The sequence below is a fragment of the Phytopseudomonas daroniae genome, from assembly GCF_004327285.1.
GTDB lineage: Bacteria > Pseudomonadota > Gammaproteobacteria > Pseudomonadales > Pseudomonadaceae > Aquipseudomonas > Aquipseudomonas daroniae.
In genome coordinates this window covers 1-19,048 of record NZ_QJUI01000040.1, presented here as the reverse complement: position 1 = coordinate 19,048, position 19,048 = coordinate 1, and the positions used below count along the sequence as shown (strand labels likewise).

General features: G+C 59.5%; 14 protein-coding genes. 7 read left to right on the top strand and 7 right to left on the bottom strand.

Annotation, left to right across the window (positions count from 1 at the left end; all coding sequences use genetic code 11):
- Positions 1-181: 181 nt before the first annotated feature.
- The 4 genes from DNK06_RS24545 to DNK06_RS24530 all read right to left on the bottom strand — a co-directional run bounded on the left by DNK06_RS24545 (position 182) and on the right by DNK06_RS24530 (position 8,535).
- Positions 182-994 carry an ion transporter gene (locus tag DNK06_RS24545; RefSeq protein ID WP_131182582.1) on the bottom strand — a complete coding sequence of 271 codons (813 nt, stop codon included), beginning with the start codon at positions 992-994 and terminating at the stop codon, positions 182-184.
- Between the two features lie 8 nt (positions 995-1,002).
- The gene (locus tag DNK06_RS24540) at positions 1,003-6,243 is read right to left on the bottom strand and encodes a DEAD/DEAH box helicase (RefSeq protein ID WP_131182581.1); all 5,241 of its coding nucleotides are present in this window, start codon (positions 6,241-6,243) and stop codon (positions 1,003-1,005) included.
- Between the two features lie 5 nt (positions 6,244-6,248).
- Entirely contained in the window at positions 6,249-7,532 is a 1,284-nt protein-coding gene (locus DNK06_RS24535; RefSeq protein WP_131182580.1) for an ATP-binding protein, read from the bottom strand.
- 310 nt (positions 7,533-7,842) lie between these two features.
- Positions 7,843-8,535, bottom strand: coding sequence for a GntR family transcriptional regulator (locus DNK06_RS24530; protein WP_165493704.1), 693 nt, complete (start codon positions 8,533-8,535; stop codon positions 7,843-7,845).
- A gap of 335 nt (positions 8,536-8,870) precedes the next feature.
- Between DNK06_RS24530 and DNK06_RS24525 the strand changes: the two genes are divergently transcribed.
- The 5 genes from DNK06_RS24525 (at position 8,871) to DNK06_RS24505 (ending at position 13,795) form a co-directional block, all read left to right on the top strand.
- A complete protein-coding gene (locus DNK06_RS24525) occupies positions 8,871-10,007 on the top strand; it encodes an ABC transporter ATP-binding protein (protein WP_131182578.1) in 1,137 nt (378 codons plus the stop codon).
- Positions 10,007-11,341 (top strand): ABC transporter substrate-binding protein, encoded by a 1,335-nt coding sequence (locus DNK06_RS24520; protein WP_131182577.1) that lies wholly within the window; start codon positions 10,007-10,009, stop codon positions 11,339-11,341. The genes DNK06_RS24525 and DNK06_RS24520 overlap by 1 nt, the downstream gene beginning before the upstream one ends.
- A 119-nt stretch (positions 11,342-11,460) precedes the next feature.
- On the top strand, positions 11,461-12,276 hold the full coding sequence (locus DNK06_RS24515) for an ABC transporter permease (protein ID WP_423228079.1): 816 nt from the start codon (positions 11,461-11,463) through the stop codon (positions 12,274-12,276).
- A 2-nt stretch (positions 12,277-12,278) separates the two neighbouring features.
- A complete protein-coding gene (locus DNK06_RS24510; protein ID WP_131182575.1) occupies positions 12,279-13,097 on the top strand; it encodes an ABC transporter permease in 819 nt (272 codons plus the stop codon).
- Positions 13,094-13,795, top strand: coding sequence for an aspartate/glutamate racemase family protein (locus DNK06_RS24505; protein WP_131182574.1), 702 nt, complete (start codon positions 13,094-13,096; stop codon positions 13,793-13,795). The genes DNK06_RS24510 and DNK06_RS24505 overlap by 4 nt, the downstream gene beginning before the upstream one ends.
- A 270-nt stretch (positions 13,796-14,065) precedes the next feature.
- Here DNK06_RS24505 and puuE read toward each other — a convergent pair whose 3' ends face one another.
- On the bottom strand, positions 14,066-14,998 hold the full coding sequence (gene puuE, locus DNK06_RS24500) for an allantoinase PuuE (protein ID WP_131182573.1): 933 nt from the start codon (positions 14,996-14,998) through the stop codon (positions 14,066-14,068).
- A 327-nt stretch (positions 14,999-15,325) separates the two neighbouring features.
- On the opposite strand from puuE, the gene DNK06_RS24495 reads away from it, so the two are divergent.
- On the top strand, positions 15,326-15,829 hold the full coding sequence (locus DNK06_RS24495; protein WP_131182572.1) for a GNAT family N-acetyltransferase: 504 nt from the start codon (positions 15,326-15,328) through the stop codon (positions 15,827-15,829).
- A gap of 83 nt (positions 15,830-15,912) precedes the next feature.
- The gene (locus DNK06_RS24490; protein ID WP_131182571.1) at positions 15,913-16,443 is read left to right on the top strand and encodes a DUF3617 domain-containing protein; all 531 of its coding nucleotides are present in this window, start codon (positions 15,913-15,915) and stop codon (positions 16,441-16,443) included.
- Positions 16,444-16,456: 13 nt separating this feature from the next.
- Here DNK06_RS24490 and cls read toward each other — a convergent pair whose 3' ends face one another.
- A complete protein-coding gene (gene cls, locus DNK06_RS24485; protein ID WP_131182570.1) occupies positions 16,457-17,896 on the bottom strand; it encodes a cardiolipin synthase in 1,440 nt (479 codons plus the stop codon).
- Positions 17,897-17,990: 94 nt separating this feature from the next.
- Positions 17,991-18,779: an IclR family transcriptional regulator gene (locus tag DNK06_RS24480; RefSeq protein WP_131182569.1), complete on the bottom strand. Its 789-nt coding sequence runs from the start codon at positions 18,777-18,779 to the stop codon at positions 17,991-17,993.
- Positions 18,780-19,048: the final 269 nt, after the last annotated feature.

Genomic DNA, 19,048 nt, shown 5'->3' with positions numbered 1-19,048 from the left:
GATCAGTCGGGAACCATAACCTCACTGAAAGGCTGTAGTCGAGATACAAGGGTGGACGACGCTTCACCTGCGCGGCCCGATCCGTCCACCAACCTTGCGATCGCAATGGTGGATGAAAAGAGCGTCATCCACCCTACGTCTGCTTACGCCTGAAGCTATCGCTTACCCAGCATTAACGTGGTCAAGACCTGCAGCGCATCTCTGCCAATTCTGCCCTTAAGGCCCTGAGCTCTTCGAGAATCATCTGCTCGCGCTGCACTCGTGCCTCTTCTTCGGGATCCGGATCCTGGGCGTCCTGCATGGCGTTGACGATCACCGCGATGAACAGGTTGAGCATCATGAAGGTGGCGATCAGCACGTAAGGGATGAAGAACAGCCATGCCAGTGGGTAGACCTCCATGATCGGCCGCACCGTGCCGCTCGACCAGCTGTCCAGGGTCATCATCTGGAACAGCGAATACAGGCTGGCGGTCAGCGTGCCGAACCACTCGGGAAAGCGCTCGCCGAACAGCTGCGTGGCCATTACCGCCGAGACGTAGAAGATCAGCCCCATCAGCATGATGATGCTGCCCATGCCCGGTAGCGAAGCGAGCAGCGCCTGCACCACCTTGCGCATGCTCGGGTTGATCGACACCAGGCGCAGCACCCGTAATACGCGCAACGCCCGCAGCACGCTGAACGGCCCGCTGGCCGGCACCAGGGCGATGCCCACCACCAGGCAGTCGAACACCGCCCACGGGTCACGCAGCAGGCCGATGCCACGGGCGATGAAGCGTAGCGCCAGTTCGATCACGAACACCGCGAGAATGAACATATCCACAGGCAACAGCAGCCAGCCCCACTCGCTGACGATCTCCGCCGAGGTAAGCATGCCGAGGATGGCAGCGTTGATCAGGATCAGCGTGGTGATCAGGCGTTGCACCAGGGGGCCGTCCATCACCTCGGCCAGTTTCGGGCGCCATGGGGTGGTCGATGTTGATAAGGAGCTATTCATGCGAAACGTCAGTCGATATCCAACTTGGGTAGGGAGCGGACGATTCTAAGGGTTTCCAGGCTGACGGTGATTACGCGCAAGAACAGTTCCAAGGGGTATTTAGGGTTACCCATTGTTTCGGTTGCCCAGTCGTTGGCGTCGCTGACGATGCCGCTGGCCTTGTCGACACGGACACTTTGCCGCTCTACCACCCAGTCCAGCGCGGGCTTGCCGTTGACGACATAGTCGTAGGCTTCAAGAGGAATACCCGTAACGGTGATCTTGTTGTTGTAGTGCAGGGTGGTCAGATCCTTGTTCTTGCCATACTTCATCTTTTCGACACGGTAATCCGCATCGGTTAGCGAGTTGTTGCCAGTGTCGATTTTTGCCCCTGGGTACATCGGCACGTCTTCGTAGTTAACGTGCAGCTCTCCCAATTCACGACCAGCCTGGCTAAATGCCCAGAAGTCTCTGGCGGTTTTTACCCGAGGAATACGTGGCAGTTCCTTGTTGAGGTTGTCCGCGTAGCGTTCACGGTAATCGGGTGAATGGAGAAGCCCGTAGATGTAATAGAATAGGTCTTCTTTACTCAGCGACTCATTGGGATAGGCAGATTGGAAGTGTGCCAGCCCTTCATCGGTAATCCCGTCGCGGCGGGTCAGTTGACGAGGCTTATCTTGCGGCTGTTCAGCGGGGGAAGTATCGAACAGATCACCCGTGGTCGGCTCTCTCATTTCGCTTCCTCCTCTTCGTAGAGAAACATCGGGAAGCATTGAACCGTATCCAACACGTGCAGGTTCGGTAGGGTATCGGTCATCAGTACCGAGAAGCCGCTGCGGCCGCCCATTTGAGTGATGCAGATCGTGAGATTTTTCGGACGAACGGTCTTGCGCGGAAGGACTGACGCTGCACAATCCTGGCTCGCTGGCTCGCTGGCTCGCTGGCTCGCTGGCTCGCTGGCTCGCTGGCTCGCTGGCTCGCTGGCTCGCTGGCTCGCTGGCTCGCTGGCTCGCTGGCTCGCTGGCTCGCTGGCTCGCTGGCTCGAATAGGTACATCGGGAAGCATTGAGTGCCGCCGTCGCTCTGTAACTCCATAATGTGGTCGGTCATCAGGGCGAATTGACTGTCATTATTATTTCGCTGCTTTATGGAAATAATTCGGTTTTCAGACACTGCATTCGGAAATATACGAGGCATCTGATAAATCATTTCATTAAATCTACGATCATAGTAAAGCCATTGCTTTGTGAAGGGTCTATACAAGCTTGGCGTCAAACTATCTTGCTTAAAGGGGTAGTTCCGCCCTTTAGATAGGTCGTTTTTTAAAGCACGAGTCCAACTGATTTTAGTTGGGTCTGAGTCGATGAATCTATCTAATTCGGATTCCAGTTCTTTTTTGTCGTGGCTCTTGTGTGCTCCTAGGTAACGTAAAACTTCAGAATTGTAGAAGTTAATCATCCTGCTCATATTGAGAACTAAAGATGATTTTGAAGAATTATAAGCCCAAGCATCTCTTTGAGTTTTTACACCCGAAGAATAGTTTCCAAATATTGTAGTTTCATTACCTTTCTTATCGCCTAAAGTGATCAATTCTTTGAAGCTGCTATTCCGCTGCTTTAACCAATCCCCATGCTCATTTGGCGTGATAGCCTGCCAGGTGGAGCTCTCAACACCTGCAACACTGCGGTACGCATTGATCTTTTCCAGCTTCTCCTCACGACTGAGGTAGTCACCGATATCGTGAAAGAAAATCCGGCCGTGCTCTTTGGCATCAGGATTTTTGACCAACAATGAAATCGCAATCGGCGCGCGGCTACCGCTACCAAAGATCTTGCCGCCCTCTTTGCGCGAGAGTTCACCTGAGGTGCGCTGGTTGCCGCGCAGATGGAAAACATGAAGGCTGGAGAACTCGTCGGCCAGGCAGCGGCGTAGGCCAGCAGCGGTGTTGGCTTCGAGGAAGCCGGCATTGGTCACGAAGCCGATGATGCCGCTGTTTTGCAGGCGGTCGCTGGCCCAGCGAATGGCGCGAATGTAACTGTCGTAAAGCGCATTCTTGTTGGTCGCTGTCGACATCGCGGCGTAGGTATCGCGTATGCGCCGATCCAGATGCGGGTAGGCGATATTTTGGTTATTGGCGTTGGCATCGCCCTGGCCAACCGAATACGGCGGGTTACCGATGATCACCCGAATATCCAGATCCTTCTGCCGCTTGCGCCGGGTGCTGTTGTCCACCAGCACGTTATTGACCAGGTCGTCCTTCTCGTACATCTGGAAGGTGTCGGTCAGGCAGATACCCTCGAAGGGCACGTAATCACCGCCGACTATGTCGTGGTAGGTGGTCTCGATATTGATGGCTGCGATGTAGTACGCCAACAGTACAAGTTCGTTGGCGTGGATCTCGTTGCGGTATTTGTCCCTGAGCTGCTCGGGGCTGATCAGGCCGCTTTGCATCAGGCGAGTGATAAAGGTGCCGGTGCCTGTGAACGGGTCGAGGATGTGCACACCTTTGTTGCCCAGAGAGACCCCAAACTCGCTTTTTAACAGGTCATTGACGCTGTGGATAATGAAGTCCACGACCTCCACCGGCGTATAGACGATGCCGAGACGGTCGGTCATTTTCGGGAAGGCGTTGCGGAAGAATTTGTCGTATAGCTCGACCACAATCTTTTGCTTGCCCGCTGCGTTGTCGATACCAGCGGCACGCAGTTTCACGCTGTCGTAGAAGCTCTGCAGGGTATCGGCTTCCTTGCCCAGATGGTGTTGCTGCAGGGCGTCGAGCACGGTCTGCATGGCTCTGGACATGGGATTGTTACGGGTGAAGCTGTATTGCTCGAACAGGGCATCGAACACCGGTTTGGTAATCAGGTGCTGAGCCAGCATCTCGACGATCTCGCCATCGCTGATGCTGTCGTTGAGGTCATCGCGCAGTTCTTCGGCGAAGCGCTCGAAAGCGGCGATTTCCTCGGTATTGCCTGGTGTGTCGAGAATGGCGCGAATACGGCCGATATGGGTGTTGGCGATCTTGGCGATGTCGCCGGCCCAGTCTTCCCAATGCTGACGGTTACCAACCTTGTCGACGATTTTGGCGTAGATGGCCCGTTCGATCTCGCCTACTTCGTAGGCCATCTCGTTCTGCTGGGTCATCTGCCCTTCGGCGTCGTAACGGCTGCGGCTTTCACCGATGCCGTACTGGCCTTTACCTGCGCCGAAAGAGCTGCTGCCGCGCTTGGGTTTTTTCTCGACTTTGTCGGTGATGGCGATGACTTCCATCTTGCGTGGGTCAGGGCCGTTGAGGTCGAGCTTGTTGATGGTGGCGTCGAAGCTGTCGTCGTGAGAGCGCAGTGCTTGCAGCACCTGCCACACCACCTTGTAGACCTGATTGTCGTTCAGGGCTTCGTGAGGCGTCATGCCAGAGGGAATCACCACGGGCAGCACAACGTATCCGCGTTTCTTGCCAGGGGCGGTACGCATCACACGGCCCACGGACTGCACGACATCCACCTGTGAGTTACGCGGGGTTAGAAACAGCACGGCATCCAGCGCCGGTACATCCACCCCTTCGGACAGGCAGCGTACGTTGCTGAGGATACGGCAGGTGTTGGTAGGGGGTTGCTCTTTCAGCCAGGTCAGCTTGGCTTCTTTCTGGCCGGCATTCATGCCGCCGTCCACATGCTCCGCCTCGCAGATCAGTCGAGATGCTGGATCGATCTTTTCAGAGGCCTGATAGGCATTCACGACCTTCTCGAACATGTCAGCGATATTGGTCGAGCTGACTTTGTGCTTGCTGCCTTTGTAGTTGGGCGAGATGACCTGGCAAAACGCGACGGCGCGTTGCATCGGTTGCCCGTCGCCTTCCAACTGTTCCGTCAGCCCCTGTTTGGCGAGCGCTTTCCAGCAACCGACGATTTTGGCTGCGTCATCGACCTTGAGTTGGTTGTTCCCGTCTTTGAGCAACTCCTGGAGGCGACGGTTGATGGCGTTTTCCTCTACCGCCAGAACCAGCACCTTGTAATCAACCAGCAGCCCACGTTTGACTGCTTCGGAGAAGTTGATGACGAACAGCTCTTTGCCGTAAAGCGCAGGATCGTCCATTGAGCAGAGGGTTACGTCGTCGGACTCCGCCTTGATCTTGGCGTTGTCACCATAGATGCGCGGTGTGGCCGTCATGTACAGACGCTTGGTAGCGAGAATGTCGCGGGCATCGTGAATGCGTACGAAGTTGCTTTCGTCATCGTTGCCAAAGGTCGCGCCGGTGGTGCGATGGGCCTCGTCGCAGATGACCAGGTCGAACTGGGTCAGGCCATGGTCGTGCTGGGCGCGGCTGATGACGTCGATGGAGTGGTAAGTGGAAAACACCACGCTCATGTGTTGGTCATCGTGGCGCTTGAGCATTTCCGCTGCGAGGCGGTGATCCTTGGTCGTGGCGGGGTAGCGCAGCTCGTGGGTGAAGACCTGCATGCTGTCATCGTCAGCTTTGCGTTTCTTGCCAACGTCGCTGTCGGAGCACACGGCAAAACTGTGCAGCGGTGTATGACTTTCCTGTGTCCATTCCGTCAGGGTTTGCGACAGCAGTGACAGGCTGGGCACCAGGAACAGTACTCGTTTGCCACGGCCTGCCAGCTTTTCGGCAATCTTCAGACTGGTGAAGGTTTTGCCTGTGCCGCATGCCATGATCAATTTGCCGCGATCCGCTGTCTGCAAGCCCGCTACAACTGCGTTCAAGGCGGTTTGCTGATGCTCGCGCAGCTTCTTTTTCGGCTTGAGGGCAACGGCTTGTTTTGGCTGATACTGCGTCCAGTCGATCTGGCTGCTTTCCAAGTCGGAAAGCAGCACTGTAATGACAGGCTTGTCACGACCTTGAACCAGTGCAGTGACATGTTCCGAAGCTTGGCTGGTAGTCAGAACCAGCAGGCCATCGGTGTAGGGAGACTTGCCCATGGCACTCAGGAAGGAGTCGATGCCGTCGCCTTTGCGGAGGGTGGCACCTGCCTCGTAGAACTTGGCCTGAATGGCAAAAATACGTGGATTTTGCGCAACGGCTTCGATGGCAACCAGGTCGATGCCGGCATCTGTGCCAGGATCCAGATGGCCATGCTGCATCCAGTACTTGCGCCATTCCTCCCAGAGGAAGACTTGGCCATTGAACAAGTCGATATAGGACGGCTCGTTCAGGAGATAGGCTTTGACCAGCTGTTCGAAGTAGGTGCCCTTTTCACGTTCGGTCAGGGCGGCTCCGCGATAGTGGTCGAGTAGTTGCAATAGTGCGGTCATAGCGCTCAAGCCTTGTCGTGAAAGTCGTGCGGCGCGTTGGTATTGAGCGCCTGGGGTATCAGGAGACTGATCGGTAGGGCAAACAGTCGCTCGCCGAACGGCAGGATGCTGTCACCATCGTAGAAAACCACGCCCGCAGCGAAGCGTTCTGCACAGGCGACCTTCAATTTGTGCAGCGCCTTGAAGTCGGAGGCGGTGACGGTGGCGGCTGCCTTGATCTCGATGCCGGCCAGTTGCTGGCCCTGTTCGATGATGATGTCCACCTCCACCTGATCCTTATTGCGGAAATGGTAGAAGACCAGGTCGCTGTCGTGCCAGTCCGCTTGTTTGCGCAATTCCTGATAGATGAAGGTTTCCAGCAGTTGACCCAGCAGCGCCTTGTCTTGCCACAGGCTTTTGCTGGTGACGCCGAGCAAGGCACACGCCAGCCCGGTATCGGTCAGGTGCATCTTCGGTGTTTTGATCAAGCGACTGAGGCGGTTGCTATGCCAGGGTTGCAATTGCTCGATCAGGAATATCTGTTCGAGCAATGCCAAATAGTTCGTGATGGTCGGCCGGCTGACGGCGAAGGGAGAAGCCAGGTCTGCTGCGTTGAACAGCCGGGCTGTCTGGCTAGCCGAGAGACTCAGGAGCCGAGGCAGGATATCCAGGTTGTGGATATTGGCGATGTCCCGGACATCGCGCTGAATCAGTGTAGTGATGTAGTCCTGATACCAAGCCCTACGGCGCCTTTCGTTGCTGCGTGCGATGGCGGAGGGGTAACCGCCTAGGCTGATGGTGTCTGCCAAGGATTCCCGCAGGCTGGCAAAGCGACGAGTTTGCGCGCTTGAGCCGAAATCTGCTCGGAATAGCTCTTCGAAAAAGGAGGGTTTTTGCCCTGCGATTTCGCACTGGGCCAATGGCCGCAGATGGATGATTTCCATACGCCCAGCCAGCGAGTCGGCCAGTTTGGGAAGCAGCAACACGTTGGCTGATCCGGTCAGGATGAAGCGCCCCGGCTTTCTGTTCTGGTCGACACTGGCCTTGATGCTGGTGAAGAGCTCAGGAGTGCGCTGAATTTCGTCGAGAATGACTTTCTCGGGAAGACTCTTGATGAATCCAACGGGGTCGGCTTTGGCTGCCTGCAACTGGTTGTCATCGTCGAAGCTGATGTAGTGATGACCTTCGTCTTTGCCAATCGCTTGAGCCAGGGTGGTTTTGCCGCATTGGCGCGAGCCATGGATCAGAACGACCGGTGTGTCCTGCAACGCTTCGCGTAGCGAGCTTTCGGAGTATCTGTCGTAGTGCATGGGGTTAACCGGCGAAACAAGTGCGCGAAGCCTAGCCTAGCGCTCGTACGAATGAAAGTTTAGCTTCGGCTATGTGTAAATATACTTTCGTCCATGTGTAAGAATGAATTAGTTCGTCCATGTGTGGATTCTTCGAGGACTCAGGTTGCTCTATTCATTTTCATTAATGAGATAGCTTGAACAATACTGCCGGACGGATTGCGGATCATTGGCCTGCGCTATTTGCCACAGGCCTAGCTTTCTCGGTAGTTATAGCGTGTGCCGTTGCAGCCCTACCGCGCAGACAATTCCCTTCCGACTGCTAGCCGATTTACCCGGATGACGGTCGGGCAAACACCTTGAACAGATCAACCTCTTCGCTTTCCGGGGGAGCCAGGCGCAAACGCTGTTCGATATTCAGCAGGTGTTCCTCCATGCACCGCGTCGCCTGTTGAACATTGCCGTCGAGCAGGGCCGTAGCCAGAGCCTCGTGCTCGTTGTGCGAGCACTGGATGCCGCTGTGGTTCTCATAAAGGGCGATGATCAGCGAGCTACGGGCGATCAGGCCTTCGAGCATCTCGCCCAGGGTGCTGTTGCCGGCGATACGGGCCAGCAGGCGATGGAAATCGCCTGACAGGCGGATGAATTCGGGTTTGGCCGGCTCGTGCCCAAGTGCCAACTCGGACTTCAGGTGTGCTTCGATGGCGCGGCGGTCGAGCGCTTGCATGCGCTTGCAGGCTTCCTCGATCAGTGCCTTTTCGATCACCCGGCGGGCGGCGAACACTTCGCGGGCCTGTTGCGGCGTGGGTTCTTCGACAAAGGCGCCACGGTTCATCTCCAGGCGCACCAGCTTGAGGTGAGCCAGGTCGCGCAGGGCACTGCGGATGTGGTTACGGTTGGCCTGGAATACCTCTACCAGGTTGAGTTCGGTCAGGCGTGTACCGGGCGGTAGACGCTGCTCGACGATGGCATCGTAGATCGCGTTATAGATGCGTTGCACTTCACGAATGACGTGACTGGCCATGGGCGATGCTCGTTTGCGGGGAAGCCAGGGCGGCTGAAGCTTGGTTACAGTGTAATTGTTAACAATGAAGTGGCAAAGGGGGAGAGCTACGCGGGTCGGTGCACACCTTTGTCGCATTGCCCTATTGTTGTGCATTAAAGCGCGACTTTTCAGGGTTTCACCTGGCAAGTCAGGTGTGCATAGTCGTATTCAGGGTGACAGAAAAACTATCTGGTTTTCAGCCAGATACGCCGGGGCGGCAAAATTCCAGCACGCTTTATATGTACCGAAGTGAATGCCTGGCACAACGGTTGCTAACACTTATTTTATAATTGTTAGCAATTTAGGCGGCAAGCATGTCTGGGAAAGGTCAGGTCGAGCTGGTGGCGGTACACAAGGCCTACGGTGCGCGGGTGGCGGTCACTGATATCCACCTGAAGATTCCCAGTGGCAGCTATTGCTGCCTGCTCGGCCCCAGCGGCTGCGGCAAGAGCACCACCTTGCGCATGCTGGCCGGGCACGAAGAGGTGAGCGAGGGCGACATCCTCATGGATGACCGCAACGTCACCGAATTTTCGCCGACCCAGCGCGGCACGGCGATGATGTTTCAGAACTACGCGCTGTTCCCGCACATGAGTTGCCTGGACAACGTCGCCTTCGGCCTGCGCATCGCCGGCATGGCCAAGGCCGAGCGCCACGCCAAGGCCCGCGAGCTGCTGACGCTGGTGAACATGCAGGACTACGCCGAGAGTTACCCCGAGCAGCTTTCCGGTGGCCAGCAGCAGCGCGTGGCACTGGCCCGAGCACTGATTACCCAGCCGGATGTGGTGCTGCTCGACGAGCCGCTGTCCGCCCTCGACCCATTCTTGCGGATTCGCATGCGCAAGGAGCTCAAGGCGATCCAGAAGCAATTGGGGCTGACCTTCATTCACGTCACCCACTCCCAGGAAGAAGCGTTTGCCCTGGCCGATCTGGCGGTGGTGATGGACGGTGGCAAGATCCAGCAGGTCGCGCCGCCCCGGGAATTGTTCGAGCGGCCGGCCACTCCTTTTGTCGCGCAATTCATCGGCGGCCACAGCCTGATGCGCGGCGAGCTGACTAAGCGCGAGGCGGATCGCGTGGTACTCAGCGTCGAAGGTGCAGGGCAGGGCAGCCTGAGTCCGGCGCAACTGGGCGACGACTATGCCGAGGCCGTCGTGGGCACGCCGCTGGCGTTCTCGGTGCGCTGCGATCACCTGGACATCCTGCCGCCTGGCAGCGTTCCGCCAGCCGGGCAGTTTGGCTTGCCTGCGCGGGTCTGCGATGTCGAGTTCCAGGGCGCCTTCATCTATGTCGAATGCCAGACCGCCAGCGCTACACCGCTGATGGTTTACCTGGCCGACCGCCAGTGCCAGGTACCCGAGGTGGGCGCCGAGGTCACCCTGGCCTGGGACGCCGCGCACCTCAACCTGTTCTCCCCGCAACACGCCAACCCGACCAAGGAGGTTCACTGATGAGCGAGCACGACGACAGCACCCCGCAACTCCCCGCCGAAACCCCGCAGGTGGAATCCGCCAAGGGACTGTCCAGGCGCAGCCTGATCAAGGGCCTGGGGGTGGCCTCGGCGGTGGCCGTGGGTTCCGGCGCGATCACCGGTTTTCCGATGATCTGGGCGCAGAACATCAAGAACATCACCTTGCGTCAGTTCGGCACCGGGGTGTCCAACCTCAACGACATCGCCATGAAGGCCAAGGAAGATCTGGGCATCACTCTGCAACTCACCGCGCTGGACTCCGATGCGGTGGCGCAGCGGGCGGTGACTCAGCCACGTTCCTTCGACATTGCCGACATCGAGTACTGGATCGGCAAGAAGGTGTTTCCGTCCGGCACCATGCAGGCCATGGACACCCAGCGCCTGAAGAATTTCGACAAGATCTCGCCGCTGTTCATCAACGGCAAACTGAATGCCGATTCGGTGATCGCCCAAGGCACGGCGCCGCACACCGTTGGCTTCGTCGAAAGCGCCGATTCGCTGAAGTTCGCCAGTGAGCCGACCCGCTGGATGACCCTGGTGCCGACCATCTACAACGCCGACACCCTGGGCATTCGCCCGGATCTGGTCGGGCGCCCGATCAAGAACTGGCGCGACATCATGGATCCGGCTTTCAAGGGCAAGACCTCGATCCTCAATATCCCGTCCATCGGCATCATGGACGCGGCGATGATCTGTGAATCCATGGGTGAGATCACCTACGGCGACAAGGGCAACATGACCCAGGCCGAGATCGACAAGACCATCGCCATCCTCATGCAGGCGAAGAAAGACGGCCAGTTCCGCGCCTTCTGGAAGAGCTTCGATGAGTCGGTGAACCTGATGGCCTCCGGTGAGGTGGTGATCCAGTCCATGTGGTCGCCGGCCGTGGCCGCCGTGCGCAGCCGCGGTGTGGCCTGCACCTACCAGCCGCTGGAAGAGGGCTATCGCGCCTGGGGCGGCGGTATTGGCCTGGCCAAGCACCTCAGCGGTCTGGAGCTGGATGCAGCCTATGAGTACATCGACTGGTACCTATCGGGCTGGGTCGGTGCCTACCTCAACCGCCAGGGCTACTACAGTGCCGCACCAGAGACCTCCAAGCAGTACATGAGTGCCGATGAGTGGGGCTTCTGGATGGAGGGCAAGGTCGCCCAGAGCGACATTCTCAGCCCGGACGGCAAGGTCATGGAAAAGGCCGGCGCGGTGCGTGATGGCGGCTCCTATGAGCAGCGCATGGGCAGCGTGGCCTGCTGGAACTCGGTGATGGACGAGAACCGCCACATGGTTCGCAAGTGGAACGAGTTCATCGTTTCCTGACCCGGCCATAGCGGTGGATGACGCTGTTTCATCCACCGCTATGCCTGCGACACCCCACTTTTCCGCGTACTGGATTCGATATGCGCACCGGACTCGCCAACATCAGCCACCTGCAAGCCATGCCGCTGGCGCTGACCCTGTTGCTGTTCCTGGTCTTCCCCATCATGGTGATCGTGGTGGTGAGCTTCTGGGACTACGACTCCTACCAGTTGATCCCGGACTTCATCTTCGGCAACTACCAGTACCTGCTGTCCTCGCCGACGACCTTGCAGGCGTACCTGAATACCTTCAAGTACGCCCTGCTGACCTGGCTGATCACCCTGACGCTGGGCTTTACCGTGGCCTACTACCTGGCCTTCCACATTCGCAGCAACAAGGTGCAAACCTTGCTGTTTCTGCTGTGCACCATCCCGTTCTTCACCTCCAACATCATCCGCATGATTTCCTGGATACCGCTGTTGGGGCGCAATGGTCTGGTCAACAGCAGCCTGATCGGCGCCGGGCTGATCGACCAGCCGCTGGAGTTTCTGCTGTACAGCGATTTCTCCATCGTTCTGGCCTATGTGCACCTGTACACCCTGTTCATGGTGGTGCCGATCTTCAACACCATGATGCGCATCGACCGCCGCCTGATCGAGGCTGCGCGGGACGCCGGGGCGCAGACCTGGCAGATCCTCCTGCTGGTTATCGTGCCGCTGTGCAAGTCGGGCATCCTCATCGGCAGCATTTTCGTACTGACCCTGGTGATGGGCGACTTCGTTACCGTGCGCATCATGGGCGGCGGCCTGCATGCTTCGGTCGGCGTGCTGATCCACAACGAGATCAGTTTGCTGCAATACCCGGCGGCTGCGGCCAGTGCCGTGGTGCTGCTGGCCACGGTGTTGCTGATGCTGGTGGTGATGTTCCGCCTGGTGGATATCCGTAAGGAGCTATGACCATGAAATCCAAGGCACGGCCGTTGAGCTTTTATTGCCTGAGCCTGTTCTTCGCCCTGTTCGTGCTGTTTCTCTACGGGCCGACGCTGACCATCGGCATTCTCTCGTTCCAGGGGCCGGGCGGCGGACTGACCTTTCCCATGAACGGCATGTCCCTGCACTGGTTTCACAACCTGTTCCAGGCCCAGCAGGTGGGCGATTTCGCCGGCGCCTTCAGCCGTTCGATTCTCTTGGGCATCGCGGTGATGGCCTGCACCCTGGTGTTTTCGGTGCTCGCCGGGTTCGCTTACCGACGCCCATTCGCTGGCAGTCAGGCACTGTTCTACCTGACGTTGGCGAGCCTGATCATTCCGTCGATTCTGGTCAGTCTGGGCATTGGCCTGATGTTCGATCGCCTCGGCTGGGAGCCGATCTGGTACAGCTCGGCCTTTGGCGCGCACCTGACATGGACCTTGCCGTTCGGCCTGCTGATCATGTTCGCCGTGTTCAACCGCTTCAACCGCGCCTACGAAATGGCTGCGCGCGACCTCGGCGCGAGCTCCTGGCAAACGGTACGCCTGATCGTTCTGCCGCTGATTGCACCGAGCCTGTTCGGCGTGGCGCTGTTCGGCTTCACCCTGTCCTACGACGAGTTCGCCCGCACCCTGATGGTCTCCGGCAGCTTCAATAGCCTGCCCCTGGAAATTTTCGGCATGACCACCAACGTCACCACACCGGTGCTCTATGCGCTGGGCACACTGACCACGCTGTTTTCCCTGGCGCTGATTGGTCTGGTGCTGCTGTTGATGAGCCTGAGCCAGCGCATGAGAAAGCCAGCATGAAGATTCGCGTGATCAACCCCAATGGCTCGGCGGGCATGGCCCAGTTGCTGGAGGCAACCTGCCAGGGTATCAAGGCCGCGGATACGCAGTTGAGTGTGATCCATCTGCCCGGCTCGGTGGCGAGTATCGAGGGCGCTGCCGATGGCGTGTGCGCGGCTTATCACCTGCTGGGAGCGATGCGCCAAGGCCAGGAAGAGGGCGTGCAAGGCGTCGTGATCGCCTGTTTCGACGACACCGGCCTGGATGCCGCCCGCGAGTTGGCCAGTGGCCCGGTGCTGGGCATTGGCGAAGCGGCCATGCACGCGGCGAGCATGCTGAGCGTGCGCTACTCGATCCTTACCAGCCTGCCGCGCTCGATCCATATCATCGAGCGCAACATGCACAGCTATGGCCTGCAGCGGCGCTGCGCCAATATCCATGCGGCGGATATTCCGGTGCTGGAGTTGGAGCGCGACCCCGCCCATTACCTGCGCCTGCGCGCCCTGGGTCAGCAGATCCTGCGCGATGACCGCAGCGAATGCCTGGTGATGGGCTGCGCTGGCATGAGCCAGTGGGCGCAGCGCCTGCAGGAGGATCTCGGCGTGCCGGTGGTCGATGGGGTGCAGGTGGCGCTGAAATGGGTGGAGTCGCTGGTGCAGCTGGGGCTGGGCAGCAGCAAGAGCCTGAGCTATGCCTGGCCGCGCAGTAAGGCTGTTTAGCAGGCGTGCGCTACTGACTCACACTGTTCGTCCTGAGAGCCAGCGGCCCTGGCGATGATGCCGGCTCCTAAAACTACCTCGGCTTTGGCTTCCTGCGTCGCTCTACCTCCTGCATCCATGCAGTCGTGCGTTGTCATCGCCGCATTGAAAACAGCCTCGGATGCGAGTCCAGGCTAGGCGCCCCCATCAAACCGCCCATTTACAGCGGTAAACTCCGCCTTCTCGCTTGTTCCTGTCGTTCGCTGACTGTCTCGCCGAGTTTTTGCTGCACTAAGGCCGGTAAGGATGGTGTTCGATCCAGTGACGGGCAATATCGACTCGGCGCGCCACCCAGACGCGATCATGAGCCTCGATATGATCGAGAAAGCGTTGCAGTGCTCGGAAGCGTCCAGGGCGACCGACCAGCCTGGCGTGCAGGCCGACCGACATCATTTTCGGCGCGGTTTCGCCCTCGGCATAGAGTACGTCGAAGGTGTCTCGCAGGTAGGCGAAGAACTGATCACCACTATTGAATCCGCCAGGGCTCGAGAAGCGCATGTCATTGGCGTCGAGGGTATAGGGCACGATCAGGTGCGGCTGGCGGGTACCGTCGCTGATCTGCACATTGCTCCATAACGGCAGGTCGTCGCCGTAGTAATCGCTGTCGTAGAGGAAGCCGCCATGCTCGACCACCAGGCGCCGAGTGTTGGGGCTGTCCCTGCCGGTGTACCAGCCGAGTGGTGGCGCCCCGGTGAGCCGGGTGATCACTTCGATTGCGCGCTGCAGATGTTCCCGTTCGAGGTCGGCGGATGCATCCTGGTAGTGCAGCCAGCGCCAGCCGTGGCTGGCGATCTCGTGGTTGCGTGCGACCAGCGCCTGGGTGATCTCCGGGCAGCGTTCCAGGGCCATGGCGACGGCGAAGGCGGTGAGCGGCAGGTCGCGGCGCTGGAACTCATCGAGGATGCGCCACACACCTGCGCGGGATCCGTATTCGTACATCGACTCCATGCTCATGTGGCGATCGGGAAAGCTCTGGGCGCCGACGATTTCGGAGAGGAATGTCTCGCTCTGGCGATCACCATGCAACACGCAGTTCTCGCTGCCTTCCTCGATGTTGAGCACGAACTGGACAGCGATGCGCGCGTTGCCCGGCCACTTCGGGTTAGGCGGGTTGCCGGCGTATCCGCGCAGGTCGCGAGGGTAGTGTTGAGTCTGCTGAGCCATGGACGATTTCTTCCTTTTCGATCATATCGGCGTCGAGTCGCTGAAGTGGCCACTTTACGGCCATCGGCCAGTGGTTCGTGCACCTCGACGCGCGATTCTTGCAACCTTCACGCCATCTCGGGTCTGTGCGCAACTGGAGCGTCGGAGTAGCCGATTTCTCCGATAAATAGCCTACAGAGCTGTTCGCGCTTGATGCGCGACGGGCTGATATCGAGTCGGCTCAATGTGTCGGCGGGTTCCTGTCGGGATTGCCGAACCCGACGCGGATCATTAGCCTGCGCCCTTTGCCATGGGCCGGATGGCCTTAACAGAGCGACGGATGACGGCATGAGCGAGCAAGGCAGCAATATCACCTACTACCTGGAAATGCACAGCCCCGAGCAGGTACGTGGCAAGGCGTTGCCGGACGACCTGCAGATCGTCGAATGCCGGATCAAGCAGTTCCCGCTCAACCGTTTTCTCTACCAACTGGTGGGTGGGCCCTGGGGCTGGACGGACAAATTGTCCTGGTCGGATGCGCAGTGGCGCGAGCTGATCGAGAGCGACGAACACCGCACCTGGATTGCCTACCACCAGGGCGCCATCGCTGGTTACTACGAGCTGCAGCGTGACGCCGAGGGCTCGGTGGAAATCCTCTATTTCGGCCTGGCCGAGGCGTTCTTCGGTCAAGGTTTCGGCGGCCCGCTGCTGAGCCATGCGCTGCAATCCGCCTGGGCCTGGCCGGGTACCCGGCGGGTCTGGGTGCACACCTGCAGCCTCGATCACCCCAGCGCCCTGGCCAACTATCAGGCGCGTGGGCTGCAGCTGTATCGTCAGGAACTCGAAGGCTGAGGCGGCATTCTGCGGTGACATCCCGGCCGCCCTGCTGTCGAAGACTGGGCGAGCCAAGTCGCGGTCACTGAACGGAGTCTTACATGCCGATGCCTAGTTTGAAGTTCCTGCCACTCTGCCTGCTGGTGCTGCCGTTCATGGCTACGGCCCAGCAGCAGATTCAGCCTGGCCTCTGGGAAATCACCTCGAAGAACATGCAACTGGGCGGCAAGGCGCTGCCAAGCAGCGACGTGATGCTGCAGCAGTTCAAGAATCTGCCGCGCGAACAGCGCGAGATGATGGAAAGGGCGATGGCCCAGCAGGGTATCCAGTTGGGCGACAAAGGCGTGCAGTACTGCATCAGCCAGGCGCAGATCGATGCCCAGAACATCCCTCTGCAGGATCCCAACTGCCGCCAGCAGATCACCTCACGCAGCGATGATCGCTGGGTGTTCAACTTCACTTGCCCGCAGGGTCAGGGGCAGGGCGAGGCGCGTTTTCTCGACGACAAGTCCTTCACTACTCAGGTCAGCGGCGAATTCGACAGCGGCGTCGGCCGCCAGCAGGGCAGCATGGAGTCCGACGCCCGCTGGGTGTCAGCCGATTGCGGTGGCCTGAAACCGAGCCAGCGCTGAGGCAACCGTAGCGCTACAGTATCGGCGAGATCAGCCGCGCCACGCGCATGCCCAGCTGCTGTAGGCGGTGGACTTCGCGGCGGTCGGCGCCGACCAGTTCGCGGGACTGGCTGAAATCGGTTTCGAGCATGGCTTCGACCTGGCGGGCGAACTCCGTGTCGACCGTCACCAGAGTGATCTCGAAGTTGAGACGGAAGGAACGGTTGTCCAGGTTGGCGCTGCCTACCACGCCGATATCCTGATCGATCAGCGCGACCTTCTGGTGCAGAAAGCCCGGCAGGTAGCGGAAGATCCGCACCCCGGCGCGCAGCGCTTCCAGTGCGAACAGGTTGGACGCGGCGTAGACGATGCGGTGATCCGGTCGCGACGGCAGCAGGATGCGCACGTCCACGCCGCGCAGTACCGCCAGGCGCAGGGCTGAGAACAGGGCTTCGTCGGGGATGAAGTAAGGGCTGGTCAGCCAGATGCGTTCACGGGCCGCGTTGAGCATTTCCACGAACAGCAGCGAACAGGTTTCCTGGGCATCCGCCGGGCCACTGGTGATCACCTGGCAGAGCATACCTTCGTCCGGATAGCGCTCCGGCAGTAGCAGTGGTGGCAGCTTGCGGGTGGCCCAGAACCAGTCCTCGGCGAAGGATTCCTGCAGGCAGGCCACGGCCGGGCCGTGTACTTCCACATGGGTGTCGCGCCACGGCGATAGCCGCGGATTCTCGCCCAGGTACTCGTCGCCGACGTTGTGCCCGCCGAGAAATCCCAGCTCGCCATCCACCACCACGATTTTGCGATGGTTGCGAAAATTCAGCTGGAAGCGATTGAACAGACTGCCGCCAGTGGGAAAGGCGTACATGTGTACGCCGCCGTCGCGCAGCCGTTTGATGTAGCGACGCGGCAGGGCGTGGCTGCCGACCGCGTCGAACAGAAAGTGTACTTGCACCCCAGCGGCTGCACGTTCGAGCAGGATCTCCTGCAGGCGGCGGCCGAGTTTGTCGTCGTGGACGATGAAGAACTGGATGAGGATCACCTGACGTGCCTTGGCCAGGGCCTGGAAAATCGCCTCGAAGGTCGCCTGGCCATCGATCAGCAGGCTCACCTGATTGTTCGCCAGGCAGGGCATGCGACCCAAGCGCGGTAGGGCGCGTAGTTGGCCGTAGGCTTCCGATTCACCGGCGGCGATGGCTTCCTCGACCCACGGCCGCCAGTCGAGGGTGGCCATGGCCTTGTGCATCTGCTTGTCCACCTGGCGACGCGCTTCGATGTAGGCGTAAAAACGGCTGCGTCCGAAAACCACATAGGGAAGCAGCGTCAGATAGGGCATGAAGAACAGCGACAGCGCCCAGGCAATCGCGCCCTGGGCAGTGCGTACGGTCAGGATCGCGTGCACGGCAGCGATCGCCCCAAGGCCGTGAATCGCCGCGATCAGATAGCCGAAGAAATGCTGTATGCCGAATTCCATTACCGTTCGCTTAATGGCTGCTGTGCCAGCATAGACCACGCTGTTGGCTGGACGTCACCGATAGATAGCAGCATTGCATGTGACACGAAGTGAGTCAGCCTGTGCGGTAGCCCGCGCTTCGGGATATCTGGGTGGCGCTGGTGAGCAGGGTTTCACGCAGGGCCTGGCGATTGGTTTCATCATCCATCACCGCATCCGGGCCGGACAGGTTGATGGCGGCGACGATACGTCCGCTGTGGTCGCGAACAGGCGCGGCGATGGCGGTGGAGTAGTCCGAGCGATGCAGGACGAAACCTCGGGCGCGGTCTTCGTCGCTCATGCGCAGCAGCTCCGGAAGCGTCTTCGGTGCAGGGGCCGGGTAGCCATCCAGGCGTACATGTCCGTAGAGACCGGCCAGGGCGTTTTCATCCAGCTCGCTGAGCAGCACGCGGCCCAGAGCGGTGACGTGGCAAGGCAGGCGGGTGCCGATCGGCACATTGACCGACAGCCGTTGGGCGGCGAAGGCGCGATACAGATAGACCACTTCGGTGTGCTCGCGGATGCCCAGGTGGCAGGACATCGAGGTGCGGTCGCGCAGGGCGTTGAGGTGGGGCATGGCGATGTCCACCAGGTCGCGGCTGGCCAGGTAGGCGAAACCATCGCAGAGCACCTGGGGGCCAAGCTCGTAACTGTTGGTGCCGAGCTTGTTCAGGTAACCCATGTCGGTGAGGGTCACCAGGATGCGGTAGATGGCCGAGACGCTGACGCCGAGGCGCTCGGCGATGACATTGCTGCTCAGGCTGCGCTCGCCGGCACTGAACATCTGCACGATGCTCAGGCCGCGCTGCAGCGCCGGTACACGGTAGTCGCTCTCGCGCTCCAGCTCTTCTTTGTCGGCAGCCATGGTGATCGTTTCCGTATTGGTGGTTCGTGGGTAGCCCGGGTCGAGCGCAGCGATACCCGGGGCCGTCGCCGATAGCTCCCAGGCTCCAGCGTGGGTCGATGAAGCGTGACCCACGCTACAAGAGCACCCACACCAGTTGAATTCGTAATTAGATGGACTCGCCCCCGCCGAGGCGTCGATGCGCCACGGTGGCATTCTAATGATGACCAACGGCAGCGAGGGCAAGGCCATGCAAAAGCGTACGACGAAATCGCCAGCAGCGCATCCAG

Coding starts and splice junctions, on each gene's coding strand:
- DNK06_RS24520 (WP_131182577.1), top strand. CDS start 10,007: ATGAGCGAGCACGACGACAGCACCCCGCAACTCCCCGCCGAAACCCCG.
- DNK06_RS24530 (WP_165493704.1), bottom strand. CDS start 8,535: ATGGCCAGTCACGTCATTCGTGAAGTGCAACGCATCTATAACGCGATC.
- DNK06_RS24480 (WP_131182569.1), bottom strand. CDS start 18,779: ATGGCTGCCGACAAAGAAGAGCTGGAGCGCGAGAGCGACTACCGTGTA.
- DNK06_RS24495 (WP_131182572.1), top strand. CDS start 15,326: ATGAGCGAGCAAGGCAGCAATATCACCTACTACCTGGAAATGCACAGC.
- DNK06_RS24515 (WP_423228079.1), top strand. CDS start 11,461: ATGCCGCTGGCGCTGACCCTGTTGCTGTTCCTGGTCTTCCCCATCATG.
- DNK06_RS24535 (WP_131182580.1), bottom strand. CDS start 7,532: ATGCACTACGACAGATACTCCGAAAGCTCGCTACGCGAAGCGTTGCAG.
- DNK06_RS24540 (WP_131182581.1), bottom strand. CDS start 6,243: ATGACCGCACTATTGCAACTACTCGACCACTATCGCGGAGCCGCCCTG.
- DNK06_RS24525 (WP_131182578.1), top strand. CDS start 8,871: ATGTCTGGGAAAGGTCAGGTCGAGCTGGTGGCGGTACACAAGGCCTAC.
- DNK06_RS24510 (WP_131182575.1), top strand. CDS start 12,279: ATGAAATCCAAGGCACGGCCGTTGAGCTTTTATTGCCTGAGCCTGTTC.
- DNK06_RS24490 (WP_131182571.1), top strand. CDS start 15,913: ATGCCGATGCCTAGTTTGAAGTTCCTGCCACTCTGCCTGCTGGTGCTG.
- DNK06_RS24505 (WP_131182574.1), top strand. CDS start 13,094: ATGAAGATTCGCGTGATCAACCCCAATGGCTCGGCGGGCATGGCCCAG.
- puuE (WP_131182573.1), bottom strand. CDS start 14,998: ATGGCTCAGCAGACTCAACACTACCCTCGCGACCTGCGCGGATACGCC.
- cls (WP_131182570.1), bottom strand. CDS start 17,896: ATGGAATTCGGCATACAGCATTTCTTCGGCTATCTGATCGCGGCGATT.
- DNK06_RS24545 (WP_131182582.1), bottom strand. CDS start 994: ATGAATAGCTCCTTATCAACATCGACCACCCCATGGCGCCCGAAACTG.